The sequence below is a fragment of the Mitsuaria sp. CC2 genome, from assembly GCF_048957715.1.
Classification (GTDB): Bacteria; Pseudomonadota; Gammaproteobacteria; order Burkholderiales; family Burkholderiaceae_C; genus Roseateles.
Genome location: NZ_JARVXN010000024.1, coordinates 13,594 through 29,853 on the forward strand (window position 1 = coordinate 13,594; position 16,260 = coordinate 29,853).

13 protein-coding genes are annotated in these 16,260 nt (G+C 69.7%); 4 read left to right on the forward strand and 9 right to left on the reverse strand.

The genetic code is table 11. From position 1 onward, the window contains the following. Positions 1–287: 287 nt before the first annotated feature. Positions 288–815: a spore coat U domain-containing protein gene (locus tag PV762_RS16885; RefSeq protein ID WP_421036162.1), complete on the forward strand. Its 528-nt coding sequence runs from the start codon at positions 288–290 to the stop codon at positions 813–815. Here PV762_RS16885 and PV762_RS16890 read toward each other — a convergent pair. Then, the gene (locus tag PV762_RS16890) at positions 805–1,734 is read right to left on the reverse strand and encodes a ketopantoate reductase family protein (RefSeq protein ID WP_421036163.1); all 930 of its coding nucleotides are present in this window, start codon (positions 1,732–1,734) and stop codon (positions 805–807) included. The two genes, PV762_RS16885 and PV762_RS16890, sit on opposite strands and share 11 nt — an antisense overlap. Then, positions 1,731–2,696, reverse strand: a complete 966-nt coding sequence (locus PV762_RS16895) for a DUF429 domain-containing protein (protein ID WP_421036164.1) — start codon at positions 2,694–2,696, stop codon at positions 1,731–1,733. Before PV762_RS16895 ends, PV762_RS16890 begins: the two co-directional genes overlap by 4 nt. Positions 2,697–2,807: 111 nt before the next feature. Here PV762_RS16895 and PV762_RS16900 point away from each other — a divergent pair, with 111 nt between their 5' ends. Next, positions 2,808–4,490 (forward strand): diguanylate cyclase, encoded by a 1,683-nt coding sequence (locus PV762_RS16900; RefSeq protein WP_421036165.1) that lies wholly within the window; start codon positions 2,808–2,810, stop codon positions 4,488–4,490. A gap of 69 nt (positions 4,491–4,559) precedes the next feature. On the opposite strand, the gene PV762_RS16905 is transcribed toward PV762_RS16900, so the two are convergent. The 7 genes from PV762_RS16905 to hutC all read right to left on the reverse strand — a co-directional run bounded on the left by PV762_RS16905 (position 4,560) and on the right by hutC (position 12,829). After that, entirely contained in the window at positions 4,560–6,116 is a 1,557-nt protein-coding gene (locus tag PV762_RS16905; protein ID WP_421036166.1) for a methyl-accepting chemotaxis protein, read from the reverse strand. Between the two features lie 125 nt (positions 6,117–6,241). Next, on the reverse strand, positions 6,242–7,798 hold the full coding sequence (locus PV762_RS16910) for a methyl-accepting chemotaxis protein (protein ID WP_421036167.1): 1,557 nt from the start codon (positions 7,796–7,798) through the stop codon (positions 6,242–6,244). Between the two features lie 123 nt (positions 7,799–7,921). Further along, positions 7,922–9,295, reverse strand: coding sequence for a formimidoylglutamate deiminase (gene hutF / locus PV762_RS16915; protein ID WP_421036168.1), 1,374 nt, complete (start codon positions 9,293–9,295; stop codon positions 7,922–7,924). Continuing rightward, a complete protein-coding gene (gene hutG, locus PV762_RS16920) occupies positions 9,292–10,116 on the reverse strand; it encodes an N-formylglutamate deformylase (RefSeq protein WP_421036169.1) in 825 nt (274 codons plus the stop codon). The genes hutF and hutG overlap by 4 nt, the downstream gene beginning before the upstream one ends. 27 nt (positions 10,117–10,143) lie before the next feature. Then, positions 10,144–11,355 (reverse strand): imidazolonepropionase, encoded by a 1,212-nt coding sequence (gene hutI, locus PV762_RS16925; RefSeq protein ID WP_421036287.1) that lies wholly within the window; start codon positions 11,353–11,355, stop codon positions 10,144–10,146. A gap of 62 nt (positions 11,356–11,417) precedes the next feature. Further along, positions 11,418–11,972, reverse strand: coding sequence for a HutD family protein (locus PV762_RS16930; protein ID WP_421036170.1), 555 nt, complete (start codon positions 11,970–11,972; stop codon positions 11,418–11,420). A 122-nt stretch (positions 11,973–12,094) separates the two neighbouring features. Then, entirely contained in the window at positions 12,095–12,829 is a 735-nt protein-coding gene (gene hutC / locus PV762_RS16935; RefSeq protein WP_421036171.1) for a histidine utilization repressor, read from the reverse strand. A gap of 101 nt (positions 12,830–12,930) precedes the next feature. Between hutC and hutU the strand changes: the two genes are divergently transcribed. After that, the gene (hutU, locus tag PV762_RS16940; RefSeq protein WP_421036172.1) at positions 12,931–14,637 is read left to right on the forward strand and encodes a urocanate hydratase; all 1,707 of its coding nucleotides are present in this window, start codon (positions 12,931–12,933) and stop codon (positions 14,635–14,637) included. A 60-nt stretch (positions 14,638–14,697) separates the two neighbouring features. Further along, positions 14,698–16,257 carry a histidine ammonia-lyase gene (gene hutH / locus PV762_RS16945; protein WP_421036173.1) on the forward strand — a complete coding sequence of 520 codons (1,560 nt, stop codon included), beginning with the start codon at positions 14,698–14,700 and terminating at the stop codon, positions 16,255–16,257. Positions 16,258–16,260 lie beyond the last annotated feature (3 nt).

Consider the following 16,260-nt stretch of genomic DNA (forward strand, 5'->3'; position numbering starts at 1 on the left):
GCGACGGGGGATGCTCGAAGCGAGACTTGCGTCACACCCGACTCGTTGGATCACTTTCCGACAGCGATGGTCGCGATAACAAGCAGAATGCGGTGGACTCCTCCCCGATTCGGTGGAACTCTCTAGGGCGATGGCCACGATCCGTGAACTGGCTCACGGATGGAAACTGACAGAATCGTGTCCAATTGATACCCAGGGACGGCACAGAGGCCCGACATCGGAACGCATCGCGCCGAGGTCATAGCAGCCCGTCGTACACCCGCGATGCACGAACGAATCCTTCAACCATGTTGTCTCGTCTGACTTCAGTGATTTCGCGAACGGTGGCCATCGCCGCGGCCATCGTTGGCGCCGTCTCCACCAGTTACGCGGCCTCCCCGACGACCGGGTCCGGCACCTTCCAGGTCGGCGCCACCATCCTGGTCGCCTGCAACATCACCGGCAGCACGCTGACCTTCGGCGGATCCATCGATCCGCTGCAGACACCCGGTCCGGTGGATGCGTCGACCGCGCTCAACCTCACCTGCACGAAGACCACGCCTTACAGCGTCTCCCTGAGCGCGGGTGCCAACGCAGGCAATGCGTCGGCCTTCGGCTCGCGCGTGATGAAGAGCGGCAACAACAACCTGCCGTACCAGCTGTACCTCGACGCCGGTCGCACCCAGGTCTGGGGCGACGGCAACGGCAGCGGCGTGTACACCGGCACGGGCACCGGCAGCCAGCAGCAACTGACCGTCTACGGCCGGCTGCCGTCGCTGAATGGCATCGTGCCCGGCAATTACTCCGACACGGTCACGCTGACCATCACCTACTGATCTCCGCCAGCTTCACCAGCGTGTGAAGCACGCGGTTGGCGGGCGTGGGCACGCCCAGCACCTCGCCGCGGCGCACGAGAAAGCCGTTCAGGTGATCGATCTCCGTGCGCTTGCCTCGGCCCATGTCCTGCGCGGTTGACGAGAACTGCCCCGGCATCGTCTCCGCGATCTTGCGCACGGCCTGGCGCACATCCCCCAGGAGCGTCACGCCATCCGCCGCGGCCACCGCCACGCCCTCGTCGACGAGCTGTTCCATCACCGCCCACACGCCCTCCCCCTTCACCAGCTCCCCATAGGGTTGCTGCGTCAGCGCCGAGAGCGCGTTGTAGGCGCAATTGATCAGCAGCTTGGACCAGAGCGCGCCCCGCACGTTGTCAGACACCTCGGTGGGCACGCCCGCCGCGATCAGCGCCTGCGCGACACGCTCGGCGCCGGGCGCCGGCTCGATCACCAGTTCCCCGCGCCCGTGATGCTTCACATGGCCGGGTCCGGCCATCTCCGTCGCGACGTAGACCACCGCCGCCGAGACCGGCTGAGGGACCGTCGCGCGCAGCCGTTCGGCGTTGTCGACGCCGTTCTGCATCGACAGCAGCAGCGTGTCCGCGCCGATGTACGGCGCCAGCGCCTGGGCCGCCGACACCGTGTCGGTCGACTTCACGCAGAACAGCACCACCTGCGCGCCGCGCGCCGCCGAAGGCTCGGTGTCGGCACGCAGACGGATCTGCTCATCGAACATCCTTGTCTCCATGCGCAGACCGCGGTCCCGGATCGCTTCCACATGACCCGGGCGGCCGATCAGCGTCACGTCATGGCCGACGCGCGCCAGCATGCCGCCGAAGAAGCAGCCCACCGCGCCAGCGCCCATCACGGCGACCTGGAGCGGCGTCTGCGAGAAAGCGGTGTTGTCGATGGCGGTCATGGCGTCATCCTCGCGATGGGCATGTCGGTGAATGGGGCGCAGACGATCCAGCCCTCCAACGGATCCATGCCGACGGGCAGGCCGTAGTCCGGGCGCGCATCGGCCCAGGCCGCCTGCATCAGGCACAGCACCGCATCGAGCTTGTCGCCGCTGCCGTCGTCGGCCAGTTCGTCCCGCTGCGCGTGGCTCAGCCTCAGGCGCAGGCCCAATCGGCTGCGGCCCTGTTCCAGCGCCTCGATCATGTCCTTGCGGGCGATCAGACGCTCGGGCGTCTGCCTGGCGCGATCGTCGCTCTTGTAGCTGCGGGAGCCGATCAGCTCGCGCGCCAGCAGTCCCGGATAGGCCTCCAGCGCCACACGCGTCGCATCTCCGGCATGAAGCCCCGGGAGATGCACGCCCGCCGTCAACAGGCGCGGCACGCCGGCATGCAGCATGTAGGCCACGGGCGGGTTGACCCACTTCATGCTCGGCGAGGAGCCGGCGGGGCCGTCGCAGGCACGGTGCGCGAATTTGCCACCGACCGGACGCGCGTCGCAGAAGGCGGCGAAGGTGTCCCGGATCTCGGCGCGCGAGAGGCTCGCGTAATGCGCGATCAACGGCGCCCACGCGGTCGGCCAGCCCAGTGTCTCGATCAGCTCGCGCGGCAGCCCGAACGGCAGGTCGAAACCGCCCAGCCACGGCCCCGGTTCCGAGAGCCAGTTCTCGAAGGCGTCCAGCGAGGTCAGCGCCCTCTGGCGTTCCAGCTTCACGACGCCGCCTTGCCGGCGCCCGAACGCCAGACGGATGGGCTTGCGGGCCGTCGGCGCGCTGGTGAAGTCGACGCCCACCAGGGCTCGATCCACCGCCGCCACCGTCCCGATCGACGAGCCGCCCTCCCGGGGAATGGGGATCGTCCCCGGCGCCGGGGACGGCGGTTCGCCGGCACGGCCGGATGCGCGTGGCGCTTTCGAGACTTTTGGCATGCCTGCGACTGTATCCATCGTCCACTGGGGCGAGCCGCCATTGACGTGCGCTATGCGGCGGCGAATGCTGTGACCATCGAGGTCGACGACATCGACGGAGGAGAGTCCGCCTTGTTCCAACGCGAGCTGGCGCGAGCCCTGCACCTGAGCCGTCGCGGCGCGTACCGCGACGCGACCGATGCCCTGGAGCTGTCCCTGGTGGCCGCCGACACGGCGCGGGACCGCGCGCGGGCGCTGATCCTCATCGCCCACAACCTGCCGAGGCAGGGAGACCTCCAGGGCGCGCTGCGGCGCGCGAGCGAGGCCGCCGCGCTGGTCCGGCTGATCGACGGTCCCGACCAGGATGGCTGGACGGCCGAGGCTCTCACCGAGCTCTGCTACGTCTACGCGCAGTTCCAGATGGGGCGGGACGCCATGCAGGCCGGCTGGCAGGCGCTGGCGGCCGCCCGACGCGCCGAGGATGCCGCGCGCGAAGCCTGGGCGCTGAACCGGCTCGCGGTCGCCTTCGCGGTTTCGGACCAGGTCGAACAGGCGTGCCAGCACACCCTGCAGGCGCTGGAGATCGCCCAGCAGCAGGCGCCGGGCGAGCGCGAACTGCTGCTGTCGTGCCTGAACAACCTCGCCCATTTCTGGCTGCAGGCGCATGCGGAGGCGATCCGTGACGAGGACCGGACGGCGGCCGCCGAGGCGCTTGCGCAGGCCGGGCCCTATGCGGTGCGGGCGGCCGCGCTGGTCCGGGAGGAAGGCAACCCCTTCCTGGTCGTCGTGTCGCTGTCCAATCTGGTCGAGTTGCAGCTCGGGACCGGCGCGATCGATGAGGCGCTCGGAATCACCGATGAATACGAGCGTCTGGCGCAGCGGCACGGCTATGCGGGCATGGTCCTGCAGGCGCGGGCGCAGCGGGCCCTGCTGCAGCTCAAGCGCGACGACACCGCCGGCGCGCAGGACGCGCTGCCGGCGCTGGAAACACTCCAGGACCTGGTCGGCCAGCAATCGCCGCAATCGCTGCCCGCGCGCCTGCGGCGTCAGCTCACGCTGGCAATCTACCGGGGCTACAAGCTGCGCGGCGATGCGGTGCGGGCCCTGGCCGCGCACGAACAGCTCACCGTCCTGGAGCGCCAGTCGGCGCGCAGCGCGATGGCGCTGCAGACCGAGGCCATGCTGATCCGCCAGGAGTTCCAGCAGGCGCAGGCGCGTGCCGAGCACGCGATGCAGGACCTGCGGCGCGAGCGCGAACGCGCGGACCTCGCCGAACAGGAGCAGCAACGCCTGCGTCGCCAGGCCGCGGAGCTCGGACGCATGGCGCATGAAGACGCGCTCACGGGCCTCAACAACCGCCGGCACGCCGAGTTCGCGCTGCCGCTCCTGCTGGAACGGGCGAGGCAGGAAGACAAGCCGATCTCCCTGGGGCTGCTCGACATCGACCACTTCAAGCAGGTCAACGACGCCTTCGGACACGGTGTCGGTGACCAGGCGCTGCAGAAGGTCGCGCAGGTGCTGCGGCGCCAGCTGCGCAGCGCGGACCTGCTGGCGCGGGTCGGCGGCGAGGAGTTCATGCTCGTCTTCGTCGGCGTCCCGCCGGAGCGCGCGCAGGACATCTGCGAGCGGCTGCGCGGCGCCATCGCCAGCCACGACTGGGGCGAACTGGCGGAGGGGCTGCAGGTCACGGTCTCCATCGGACTGGCGGCGGGCGAGGCGCCCGCCAAGCCGTCCCTGCTGGTCGAGACCGCCGACCAGGCGCTCTACGCCGCGAAACACGCGGGTCGCAACCGCGTGCAGGTCATGGGCTGCTGACCCGTTTCAGGCCTGCAGTTCAGGTCCGCACTTCAGGCCAATAGTTCAGACCCGCCCGGTCAGCCGGTCTCAGCTCAGCTTGAACACCGCCACCGATTGGGCCAGTGCATCGGCCTGATGCTGCAGGCTCTGCGCGGCGGCGGCGGATTCCTCGACCAGCGCGGCGTTCTGCTGCGTCATCTGGTCCAGCTGCGAAATCGCCGAGCCGATCTGATTGATGCCGCCGCTCTGTTCTGCGGTCGCGTGGCTGATCTCCGCCACGATACGCGACACGCGCGAGATCGAGTCGGAGATCTCGTTGATCGTCTCGCCGGCGCGCCCCACGAGCGCCGCGCCGCTGGAGACGCTCTCCCCGCTCGCGGTGATCAGCTGCTTGATCTCCTTCGCGGCCTCGGCGCTGCGCTGCGCCAGCGAGCGCACCTCGCTCGCCACCACCGCGAAGCCGCGGCCCTGCTCGCCGGCGCGCGCCGCTTCGACGGCGGCGTTGAGCGCGAGGATGTTGGTCTGGAAGGCGATTCCGTCGATGGTGCCGATGATGTCGCCGATGCGCGCCGACGACGAACTGATCTTCCCCATCGTCTGCACGACCTCGCCGACCACGCTGACGCCGCGCACGGCGACCTCGGCGGCCTGCTCTGCGAGCGCCTTCGCTTCGCCGGCGGAAGCCGCGTTGTGCTGCACGCTGGACGTCAGCTGTCCCATCGCCGACGCGGTGGCCTGCAGGTTGGACGCGGCCTGTTCGGTGCGCTGGCTCAGGTCGTGCGCGCCGGCGGCGACTTCGCGCGACGCCGTGGCGATGCTGTCGGTGGCGCTGCGCACACCGCTGACGACCTCGCGGATCGACGCCTGCATGCCCTGCACGCCGCGCGCCATCGCGGCCGTCTCATCCGCGCCTTCGACCTCGACCGGCTGGCTCAGGTCCTTGCGTGCGATGCGTTCGGTCGTGCTCACCGCCTGGGCGAGCGGCGCCAGGATGGAGCGGATGTTGAGCACGGTCAGCAGCGCGATCAGCGCCACGCCGATCGCCATGACGACGCCGAGCACGCCGCGCACGCTCAGCTCACGGGTGCCGAGGCGCCGCACCTCGTCCTGGCCTTCGCGCAGAATCGCGGTCGTCATCTCACCGACGCCGCTGTCCATGGCCAGCACAGGCGCCTTGATCGCGTCGGTGGAGCGATTCGCTTCAGCGGCGTCGACGAAGTCGGCATTGAGGATGCGCCTGGCGATGTCGTCGACGCCGGCCTTGTAGGCTTCCAGCGACTGTTTGAGCTTCGGTGGCAGGCTGCGGATCTCCGGGCTCATCTCGAGGGCCGACAGCGTATCGAGCGAGCGGATCACGCCGGCGTAGGTCTTCTGCCAATCGGCCTGGGCCTGCTTGACGGTGCCGTCGTCGCCGATGTTGATGAGCATGTCCTTCTCGAAGCGGCGCAGGTTGCCGATGCCGGCGCGGACTTCGGAAAGCTGGGTCAGCGCGCCCACGTCCTGAGCGACGTATTGCTGGAAATCGGCGCGTGAGCTGCCCATGGCCCAGAGGCCGGCGCCGCCGATGAGCAGCAGGGCAAGAACGGACAGGAGACCCAGACCGAGCAGGCGGGTCCGGATCGTGTAATGGCGCAGAGACTGCATGTTTTCCCAACGAGATCGATCGATGGGGAAAAGACTAGCAGCCGCCATGCCAGCGCCAGAGGACGCAGCGCTCTAAACCCGGCCGACCGTGGAGTCCTTCCGAACGGATGTCACGGAACGGGACGTCAAACCAGCTTGAACACCGCCACCGTCCGGGACAGCGCATCCGCCTGGTGCTGCAGGCTCTGCGCCGCGGCGGCGGACTCTTCGACGAGCGCCGCGTTCTGCTGCGTCATCTGATCGAGCTGGGAGATCGCCGACCCGATCTGGTTGATCCCGCCGCTCTGCTCGGTGGTGGCGTGGCTGATCTCGGCCACGATGCGCGAGACGCGGGAGATCGAATCGGAGATCTCGTTCATCGTCTGCCCGGCGCGCTCGACGAGGGCGGCGCCGCTGGAGACGCTCTCGCCGCTGGCGGTGATCAGCTGCTTGATCTCCTTGGCCGCTTCGGCGCTGCGTTGGGCGAGCGTGCGCACTTCCCCGGCGACGACGGCGAAGCCGCGGCCCTGTTCGCCGGCGCGCGCCGCTTCGACGGCGGCGTTGAGCGCGAGGATGTTGGTCTGGAAGGCGATCCCGTCGATGGTGCCGATGATGTCGCCGATGCGCGCCGACGACGCGCTGATCCGGCCCATGGTCTGGACCACCTCGCCGACCACGTCGACGCCGCGTCCCGCGGCGCCTGCCGCCTCTTCCGCCAGCGCGTTGGCCTGCCGCGCCGAATCCGCGTTGTGCTGCACGCTCGCGGTGAGCTGTTCCATCGCCGAGGCGGTCTCCTCGAGGTTGGACGCCGCCTGCTCGGTGCGGTAGCTCAGATCGTGCGCCCCGGACGCCACCTCGCGCGAGGCCGTCGCGATGCTGTCGGTGGCGCTGCGCACGCCGCTGACCACCTCGCGGATCGAGGTCTGCATGCCTTGCACGCCGCGCATCATGGCGGCGGTCTCGTCGGTGCCCAGCACGTCGACGCGCTCGCTCAGGTCCTGGCGCGCGATGCGCTCGGTCGTGCTGACCGCCTGCGCCAGCGGCGTCAGGATGGACGCGATGTTGAAGAAGGTGAAGACACCGATCACCAGCACGCCGACCAGCATCACGCCGCCCAGCGCCGTCCGGATGCGGAGCTCCTCGGCGTCGATGCGCTGCACCTCCTGGTTGCCGCGCTCCATGATCGCCTTCGTCATCTCGCCCAGTTGCTTGTCCATCTCCCGGACCGGGCCCTTGATCGGCTCGGTCTGCCGGTTCGCCTCGGCGGAGTCGACGAACTCCTGCTTCAGGATGCGCGCCACGATGCCGTCGAGCCCGCTCCGATAGCTGCCCAGCGAAGTTTTCATCGCCGGCGGCATCGACTTGATCTCCGGAAGGATGTCGAGCTGGCCGATCGCGTCCAGGCTCTTGTTGACGCCCTCGAAGGCCTTGCGCCATTCGTCCTGGTAACGCCGCACGGCGGCGTCATCGCCGATGTTGATCAGCATGTCCTTCTCGTAGCGTCGCAGGTTGCCCACACCGGCCCGGATCTCGGAGAGCTGCACCAGCGATTCGACATCCTGCCGCACGTAGTGCTGGAAATCCTGCTTTGTGCGGGCCATCGCCCACAACCCGTCGCCGCCGATCAGCAGCAGCGCGAACACCGACAACAGGCCGAGCGCCAGGAGGCGCGTCCGGATCGTGAAGTTACGCATGGACCACATGGCATTCCCCACTGTGTAGAAGGAGTAGGAAAAGCCTAGCAGCCGGCGTGCCAGCCGGACACCCTGTGGAAACGCGGGGATCGCGTTCGCCCGGCGTGCGCTGCTATCGCCGCGGATCGATGCTCAGCGCCAGAGCGCGTCCATCGTCCCGACGAAACGCGTTCGCCGGCCGGGATCGTCGATGGCGCGGCGCTGTCCGGCGACATAGACCTCGCGCCAGGTCGGCCCCTGGCTGGCGAAGATCAGCCCGTCCAGCAGCGCCGCGTCCGGCAGACCGGCCAGGCCGCTCGCGGTGGTGTCGAGCACCAGGAAGTCGGCGCGTGCGTCCCTCCGCAGACCCCAGGCGCCCAGGCCCGCCGCCTGCGCGCTGCCCGCGACGCAGGCGTCGAACAGGCGCGCCGCCGTCGACGGCTGGCGGCCCGGCCACGCCGCGACATTGCGTCGCTGCAGGCCCAGGCGCTGGCCGTACTCCAGCCAACGGAGCTCCTCGACCCAGCCGCGCGTGACCTGACTGTCCGATCCCACCGTCAGGGGCACGTGCGCCTCCAGCCAACCGGGCAGATCCGCCAGCCCGTCGCCGAGGTTGCCCTCGGTCCCCGGGCAGATCACCACGCCCGCGCCGCTGGCGGCGATGCGCGCGATCTCCTCCCGCGTGCTGTGCGTGGCGTGCACCAGGTGCCAGCGTGAATCCAATCCGTAGTCAGCCAGCAGGTCGATCGGCCGCTTGCCGGTGGCGGCGAGGCAGTCGTCGACCTCCTGCTGCTGTTCCGCGACATGCACGTGGATGGGAATGTCCGCGTCGCCAACCAGCGCCTGCAGCGCCCGCACGTCCTCGGCGTGCGCCGCGCGCAGCGAATGCACCGCCACCCCGGCACGCACGAGCGGCAGGCCCGCCGCATTGATGTGCTCACAAGCGCGCCAGACCCACTCGGCATCGGTGCGGAAGCGCCGTTGCGTGTCCCGCAGGCCCTTCTGGGCGAAGCCGGCATGCGCGTACAGCACCGGCAGCAGCGTCAGACCGATGCCGGTTTCCTGCGCAGCCTCGGCCAGCGCCATCGCCATCGCGAGCTCGTCCGGGTAAGGCGAACCGTCCTCGCGGTGGTGCAGGTAGTGGAACTCGCAGACCTGCGTGTAGCCGCCGGCCAGGAGCTCGGTGTAGAGCTGGGCGGCGATGGTCTTGAGCTGCGCCGGGGTCACCCGCAGCGCGACGCCGTACATGCGGTCGCGCCAGGACCAGAAGTCGTCGCTGACGCTGTCGCGCTGCTCGGACAGGCCGGCGAAGGCGCGCTGGAAGGCATGGCTGTGCGCGTCGACGAGGGTCGGCAGCACCGGGCCGCTCAATCGGACAGCCTCCGCCGGCGCAGGCCGTCCTGCGTTCAACCCGGTCCAATGGCCGTCCGCGCCGACGCACATCAGGACGTCTCGCTGCCAGCCGCCGTCCATCCAGGCTAGCGGCGCGTGGAAGGTCGCCGGTGATGCCCCGCCGATGGTGCTCATGAGGCGTTCCGGACCGGATTGGCCAGCAAGTAGGCCTGCAGCAGCGTCGTCAGCACCGGTCGGACGCGCTCGACGCAGGCGGCGTCCAGCTCGTAGCCGGTGAAGCCCATGTCGTTCTCGACCATGTAGCAGCGGTAGCACATCTCCAGCTGCACGGCCTGCTGGCCGAGCTCCGGGCGACCGTACTGGCGCGTGATGTAGCCGCCCTTGAAGCGCCCGTCGACGACCCAGCTGAACCGGTCCTGCGCCCGCAGCGCGATCTCCATCGCCTGGCGCGTGACCTGCTTGCAGGCCCTGCCCTCGACGGTCCCGATGTTCAGGTCGGGCAGCTGCCCTTCGAAGAGCCACGGCAGTTCCGAACGGATGCTGTGCGCCTCGAACAGCAGGGCGAAGCCGTGTTCCTGGCGCAGCCGCTGCAGCTCGCCCTGCAGCGCTTGGTGGTACGGCGCCCAATAGGTCTCGAGGCGGCGCTGTTTCTCCTCGGCGTCTGGTGCGAGGCCGTCCTTGTACAGCGGCTCACCGGTGAAGAAACGCGTCGGGCACAGCTCGGTGTTGGAGGCGCCGGGGTACATCGGCGTGTCCTCGGGCGGACGGTTCAGGTCGATCAGATACCGCGAGAAGCGCGGCACCAGCAAGCCGGCGCCGAGCTGCCCGGCGATGGGCGCGTACAGCGGCTCCAGATGCCAGTCCGTGTCTTCGCTGCCGAGCGCCCGCTCGACGTAGCGGTGATGCTGGTCGCCCGGGATCTCCCGGCCCACGTGCGGCATGCTGATCAACAGCGGTGTGCGGCCACGCCGCAGTTCAAAGACGTCGTGCTTCATCGCTCGTTCCTCGAGTCTCCCGGTGGCTCAGCCGCGCGGCTGTCCGCCCACCACGGTCTGCCGCAGCGGATTGCGGCCGAACCAGTAGGCCAGTTCGCGCGGATGCGACGCATCCCAGACGCAGAAGTCGGCGCGCTGGCCGGCGGTCAGCCGCCCGCGATCGGGCAAACCGAGCGCCCGCGCCGCGTTCGTCGTCAGGCCGCGCAGCGCCTCCTCCGGCGTCATCCGGAAGAAGGTGCAGGCCATGTTGAGCATCAGCAACAGCGACAGCCCCGGCGAGCTGCCCGGGTTGTGGTCCGTCGCCAGCGCGATCGGCACGCCGGCGTCGCGCAGCGCCTGGATCGGCGGCAGCTTCGTTTCACGCAGGAAGTAGAAGGCGCCGGGCAGCAGCACCGCCACCGTTCCGGCGCGCGCCATCGCGGCGATGCCTGCCTCGCTCAGGTATTCGAGGTGATCGCAGGAGAGCGCATTGAACTCGGCCGCCAGCGCGGCGCCGCCCTGATCGCTGAGCTGCTCCGCGTGGAGCTTCACCGGCAGGCCGACCGCCCTCGCCGCATCGAACACACGGCGGGTCTGATCGCGCGTGAACCCGATGCGTTCGCAGAAAGCGTCGACCGCGTCGACGAGTCCCTGTTGATGCAGCTCCGGCAGCCACGCGCAGACCGCATCGACGTACGCGTCCTGGCGACCGTCGAATTCGGGCGGCAGCGCGTGCGCGCCGAGGTAGGTCGTCTTCACCGTCAGGCCGAGGGCCGCCAGCTGCCGGGCGACGCGCAGGCACTTGGCCTCGTCCGCGAGCGACAGGCCGTAGCCGGACTTCACCTCCAGCGTCGTCAGCCCTTCCGCCATCAGCGCGCGGGCGCGCGGCACCGCCAGCGCATGGAGGTCCTGCTCGCTGGCCGCGCGCGTCGCGGCCACCGTGGACCGGATGCCGCCGCCGGCGCGCGCGATGTCCTCGTAGCTCGCGCCCTGCAGGCGCAGCTCGAACTCCGCCGAGCGCTCGCCGCCGTAGACCAAATGCGTGTGGCAATCGATGAAGCCGGGCGTCACCAGCAGTCCGCCGAGATCGCGCAGCTCGACCGCGCTGTCGCGCAGGTCGCCGGGCAGGTCCGCCATCGGGCCGACCCAGCGCAGCAGCTCGTCCTCGACCAGCAGCGCGCCGTCGCGCACCAGGCCCCAGTCGCGGTCGCCCGCCAGGGTGGTGAGCGTCGCATTGGCGTACAGCACGCGCCGCGGCATCGCCGCCGGTGCGGATGCCGACGCCGATGCGGAGGCCGCGCCTGTCGTCGAGGACGGGGCCGTCATGACTCGCTCCAGATCAGCCACCAGGCGGGGCCGTGCCGATCGCCGTCGTCGAAGACGCAGCTCTGCGAGGCCGGCGACTCGCACCAGGCCAGCGTGTGCGGCGCCAGCGGCACCGAACGATGACCGTGGATGATCATCCCGCCGTCCTGCGTGAACAGCCCCAGCCACTGCGCCCCGTGCGGAATCACGGGCCGGTCCGCCGGCTGCACGCGGAACACGCCCGCGTCGCGACGATGCATGGCGTTGAAATCCTGCGTCGGGCCGTCGATGAGCACGCAGTTCGGCGCGTCCTCGCCGGCGAAATGGACGATGCCCTCTTTCGGCTTCAGCGCCCGGCCGCGCAGGATCACGCCGCCGCCCGACAGCACGCTGAACCACCGGTCCACGCCGGGGAAGGCCGAGAACGGGCCGTCGCGGTCGATGTCGGCGATGCTGACGCGGACCTTCCAGTCCGCCACATGGGGCCACGCGAGCAGCTCGCGCGTCCGACCTCCTCCATTGCGCCACGCGGTCGGCGCGACCTCATCGGCGGTGATCCTCATCCAGCTCATGTCCGGCAGCTTCTTGGTTTTTGTCGAAGCCCCGGATTTTCGAAGAGTCATCCATCGCGTCACGTCACGAAACGTCACATCGTTCCTCCTGCCACAACTTGCTCGCCAACTCGTGAACAGCGTCACGCCTGGAAGCTGCCCTCAAGGAAATATCGACTGGCCGGATGCACCAGCCGCACCGCCGTCACCGTGCGGCCGAGGCTGGAGGTCGCCCGCTTCACCACGAGGCAGGGCTCGCCGCGTGGCATGCCCAGCAGTTTCGCCTCGAGCGCATTCGGCATCGCCGCCTCGATCGTATAGCGGGCCTCCGACAGCGGGGCGACTTCGAGGAGGTAATGCGTCGGCGTCACGCGCTCGAAGTCCTGGTCCATGTAGGCCGGGGCGCACGCCGGATTGACGAGGCGGTCCTCGCACTGGATCGCGATGCCGTTCTCGCGATGGACGATGACACTGTGAAACAAGGTCGAACCGGCGCGAAGACCCAGCATCGCGGCGTGTTCGGCGCTCGCCTTCAAGGACTCCAGCACGTGGACCCTGGCCTCGTGGAGGTGACCGCGTTCTGCGATCTCCTCGTGCACGTCTCGCACCGTCAGCGTCGATGCGATCCGGTGCAGTTGGGCGACGAAAGTGCCCACGCCCTGCACCCGCTCGATCATGCCTTCCTGATGCAGCTCGCGCAGCGCGCGGTTCACGGTCATCCGGCTGACGCCGAAGACCTCGGTCAGTTCCGCCTCGGACGGCAGTCGCTCGCCCGCGCGCCACCGGCCGCCGGCGATGCCCTCGCGCAGATGCGTCTTCACCTTCAGGTATTGCGGCGCGGGACCGCCGCCGGCCGCGCTCGATGAGGGGGTCGCCATGAGTCGCGATCCTACTTGACTGTACTTGTATAGACAACCAGGAAAACCGCTCCTATGATCGCGCCCCATCGGCCCCTCGCCTCGCACACCAGGAGACATCGATGACGACCCCCACGCCCCCCGCCTCCTCCGCCCAGCCGCGCCCGGTGCGCGCGCCCACCGGCACCACGCTGAGCTGCAAGAACTGGCTGATCGAGGCCGCCTACCGGATGATCCAGAACAACCTGGATCCGGCCGTGGCCGAGAACCCCGATGCGCTCGTGGTCTACGGGGGCATCGGCAAGGCGGCGCGCAACTGGGACTGCTTCGAGCAGATCCTCGCCTCGCTCAAGAACCTCGATGAGGACGAGACGCTCCTGATCCAGTCGGGCAAGCCGGTCGGCGTCTTCCCCTCGCATGTCGACGCGCCGCGTGTGCTGCTGGCCAACTCCAACCTCGTGCCGGCCTGGGCGAACTGGGAGCACTTCAACGAGCTCGACCGCAAGGGCCTGATGATGTACGGCCAGATGACGGCAGGCTCGTGGATCTACATCGGTTCGCAGGGCATCGTGCAGGGCACCTACGAGACCTTCGCGGAAGCCGGCCGCCAGCACTTCGGCGGTGACATGGCCGGCCGCTGGGTGCTGACCGCGGGCCTGGGCGGCATGGGCGGCGCGCAGCCGCTGGCGGCGACCTTCGCCGGCGCCTGCTCGCTGACCATCGAGTGCCAGCAGTCGCGCATCGATTTCCGCCTGAAGACGCGTTACGTCGACGAGCAGGCCACCGACCTGGATGACGCGCTGGCCCGCATCGCGAGGTACACGGCGGAGAAGAAGGCCGTGTCCATCGCACTGCTCGGCAACGCGGCGGAAGTGCTGCCCGCCCTGGTTGCCCGCGTGAAGGCAGGCAGCGCGATCAAGCCGGACCTGGTCACCGACCAGACCTCGGCGCACGACCTGATCAACGGCTACCTGCCGGCGGGCTGGAGCGTCGAGCAATGGAAGGCGGCTTCCGCCGATCCTGCGAAGCACGCCGATCTCAAGGCCGCCGCCGCGCGCGGCTGCGCCGTCCACGTGCAGGCGATGCTGGACTTCCAGGCCATGGGCATCGCCACCGTCGACTACGGCAACAACATCCGCCAGGTCGCGTTCGACCAGGGCGTGAAGAACGCCTTCGACTTCCCCGGCTTCGTGCCCGCCTATGTGCGCCCGCAGTTCTGCGAGGGCCGCGGCCCGTTCCGCTGGGTCGCGCTCTCCGGCGATCCGGAGGACATCTACAAGACCGACGCCAAGATCAAGGCGCTGTTCCCCCAGCACGCCGGCGTGCACCGCTGGCTGGACATGGCGCGCGAGCGCATCGCCTTCCAGGGCCTGCCCGCGCGCATCTGCTGGCTGGGCCTGGGCGAGCGCCACAAGGCCGGCCTCGCCTTCAACGAGATGGTCCGTACCGGCGAACTGAAGGCGCCCATCGTCATCGGCCGCGACCACCTGGATTCCGGCTCGGTCGCCAGCCCGAACCGCGAAACCGAATCGATGAAGGACGGTTCCGACGCCGTCTCCGACTGGCCGCTGCTCAACGCGATGCTCAACACCGCCGGCGGCGCGACCTGGGTCTCGCTGCACCACGGCGGCGGCGTGGGCATGGGCTACTCGCAGCACAGCGGCGTGGTCATCGTCTGCGACGGCAGCGAAGCGGCGGACAAGCGCCTCGCCCGCGTGCTGTGGAACGACCCCGGCACCGGCGTCATGCGCCATGCCGACGCGGGCTACGAGCTGGCGCAGAAGACCGCGCAGGAGCGCGGCCTGAAGCTGCCGATGCTCGGCCGCTGAGCGCGACGCGCTGAACCGCCCTTTCCCCGACACCCGCATCCGACTTCGATCCGAGTTCCCATGACGACTTCCCTCGAACTCATTCCCGGCAAGCTCTCGCTGGAACAGCTGCGTCGCATCCGCGCCGGCGACGTGAGGCTCGCGCTGCACGCCGACGCCTGGCCGGCGATCCGCCGCGGCGCCGCCGTCGTGCAGGCCGCCGCGGCCGGCGACGACCCCGTCTACGGCGTCAACACCGGCTTCGGCAAGCTCGCTTCCAAGCGCATCGGCAAGGACGAGTTGGCCGCCCTGCAGCGCAACCTGATCCGCTCGCACTGCGTCGGCGTCGGCGCGCCGCTGGCGCCGCCGGTCGTGCGGCTGATGCTGGCGACCAAGGCGGCTTCGCTGGCGCGCGGATGCTCCGGCGTGCGCGAGTCGGTCGTGCAGAGCATCCTCGACGCCTTCAACGCCGGTCTCGTGCCCTACGTGCCCGCGCAGGGCTCGGTGGGTGCCTCGGGCGACCTGGCACCGCTGTCGCACATGACGCTGGCCCTGATGGGCGAAGGCGAGATGCTGGTCGACGGTCAGCGCAAGCCCGCGCTCGCCGAACTGGAGAAAGCCGGCCTGAAGCCGCTGGTGCTCGAAGCAAAGGAAGGTCTGGCGTTGATCAACGGCACGCAGACCTCGACGGCGCTCGCGCTCGAAGGCCTGCTGCGCTTCGAAACCGTCTACGCGGCCGCCGTCGTCAGCGGCGCGTTGAGCCTCGATGCCGCGCGCGGCAGCGACGGCCCCTTCGATCCCCGCATCCACGAGGTGCGCGGACAGCCCGGCCAGATCGAGGCCGCGGCCGCCTACCGCGCGCTGCTCGCCGGCAGTCCGATCCGCCAGTCGCATCGCGACGGCGACGACCGCGTGCAGGACCCCTACTGCCTGCGCTGCCAGCCGCAGGTCATGGGCGCCTGCCTGGACCAGTCGCGCTACGTCCGCGACGTGCTGCTGCGCGAGGCCAACGCGGTGACGGACAATCCGCTCGTGTTCGCGCCGGAAGACGGCCCGGCCGCGATGATCAGCGGCGGCAACTTCCACGCCGAGCCGGTGGCGCTCGCCGCCGACGCGCTGGCCTGCGCGATCGCCGAGGTCGGCGCCATCGCCGAGCGCCGCATCGCGATGCTCATCGACACCGGCGTCTCGCGCCTGCCCGCCTTCCTCACCGAGAACGCCGGCCTCAACTCCGGCTTCATGATCGCGCACGTCACCGCCGCCGCGCTGGCCAGCGAGAACAAGTCGCTGGCGCATCCGGCCAGCGTCGACAGCCTGCCGACCTCCGCCAACCAGGAGGACCACGTCTCGATGGCCACCTTCGGCGCGCGTCGCCTGGGTCCGATGCTGGACAACACCGCGCACATCGTCGCGATCGAACTGCTGGCCGCCGCGCAGGGCATCGAGTTCCTGCGTCCGCTGCGCAGCTCCGCGCCGCTCGAGGACGTGCACGCGCTGCTGCGCGAGCGCTGCCCGGCGATGTCCACCGACCACTACCTGGCACCGGACATCGAGCGCGCCTTCGTGCTGGTCAACGACGACGGTCCGCGCGGCCCGGCGGCGCTGCTGCGCGCACGCACGGAGATGGTCGTGCTGGACTAATAT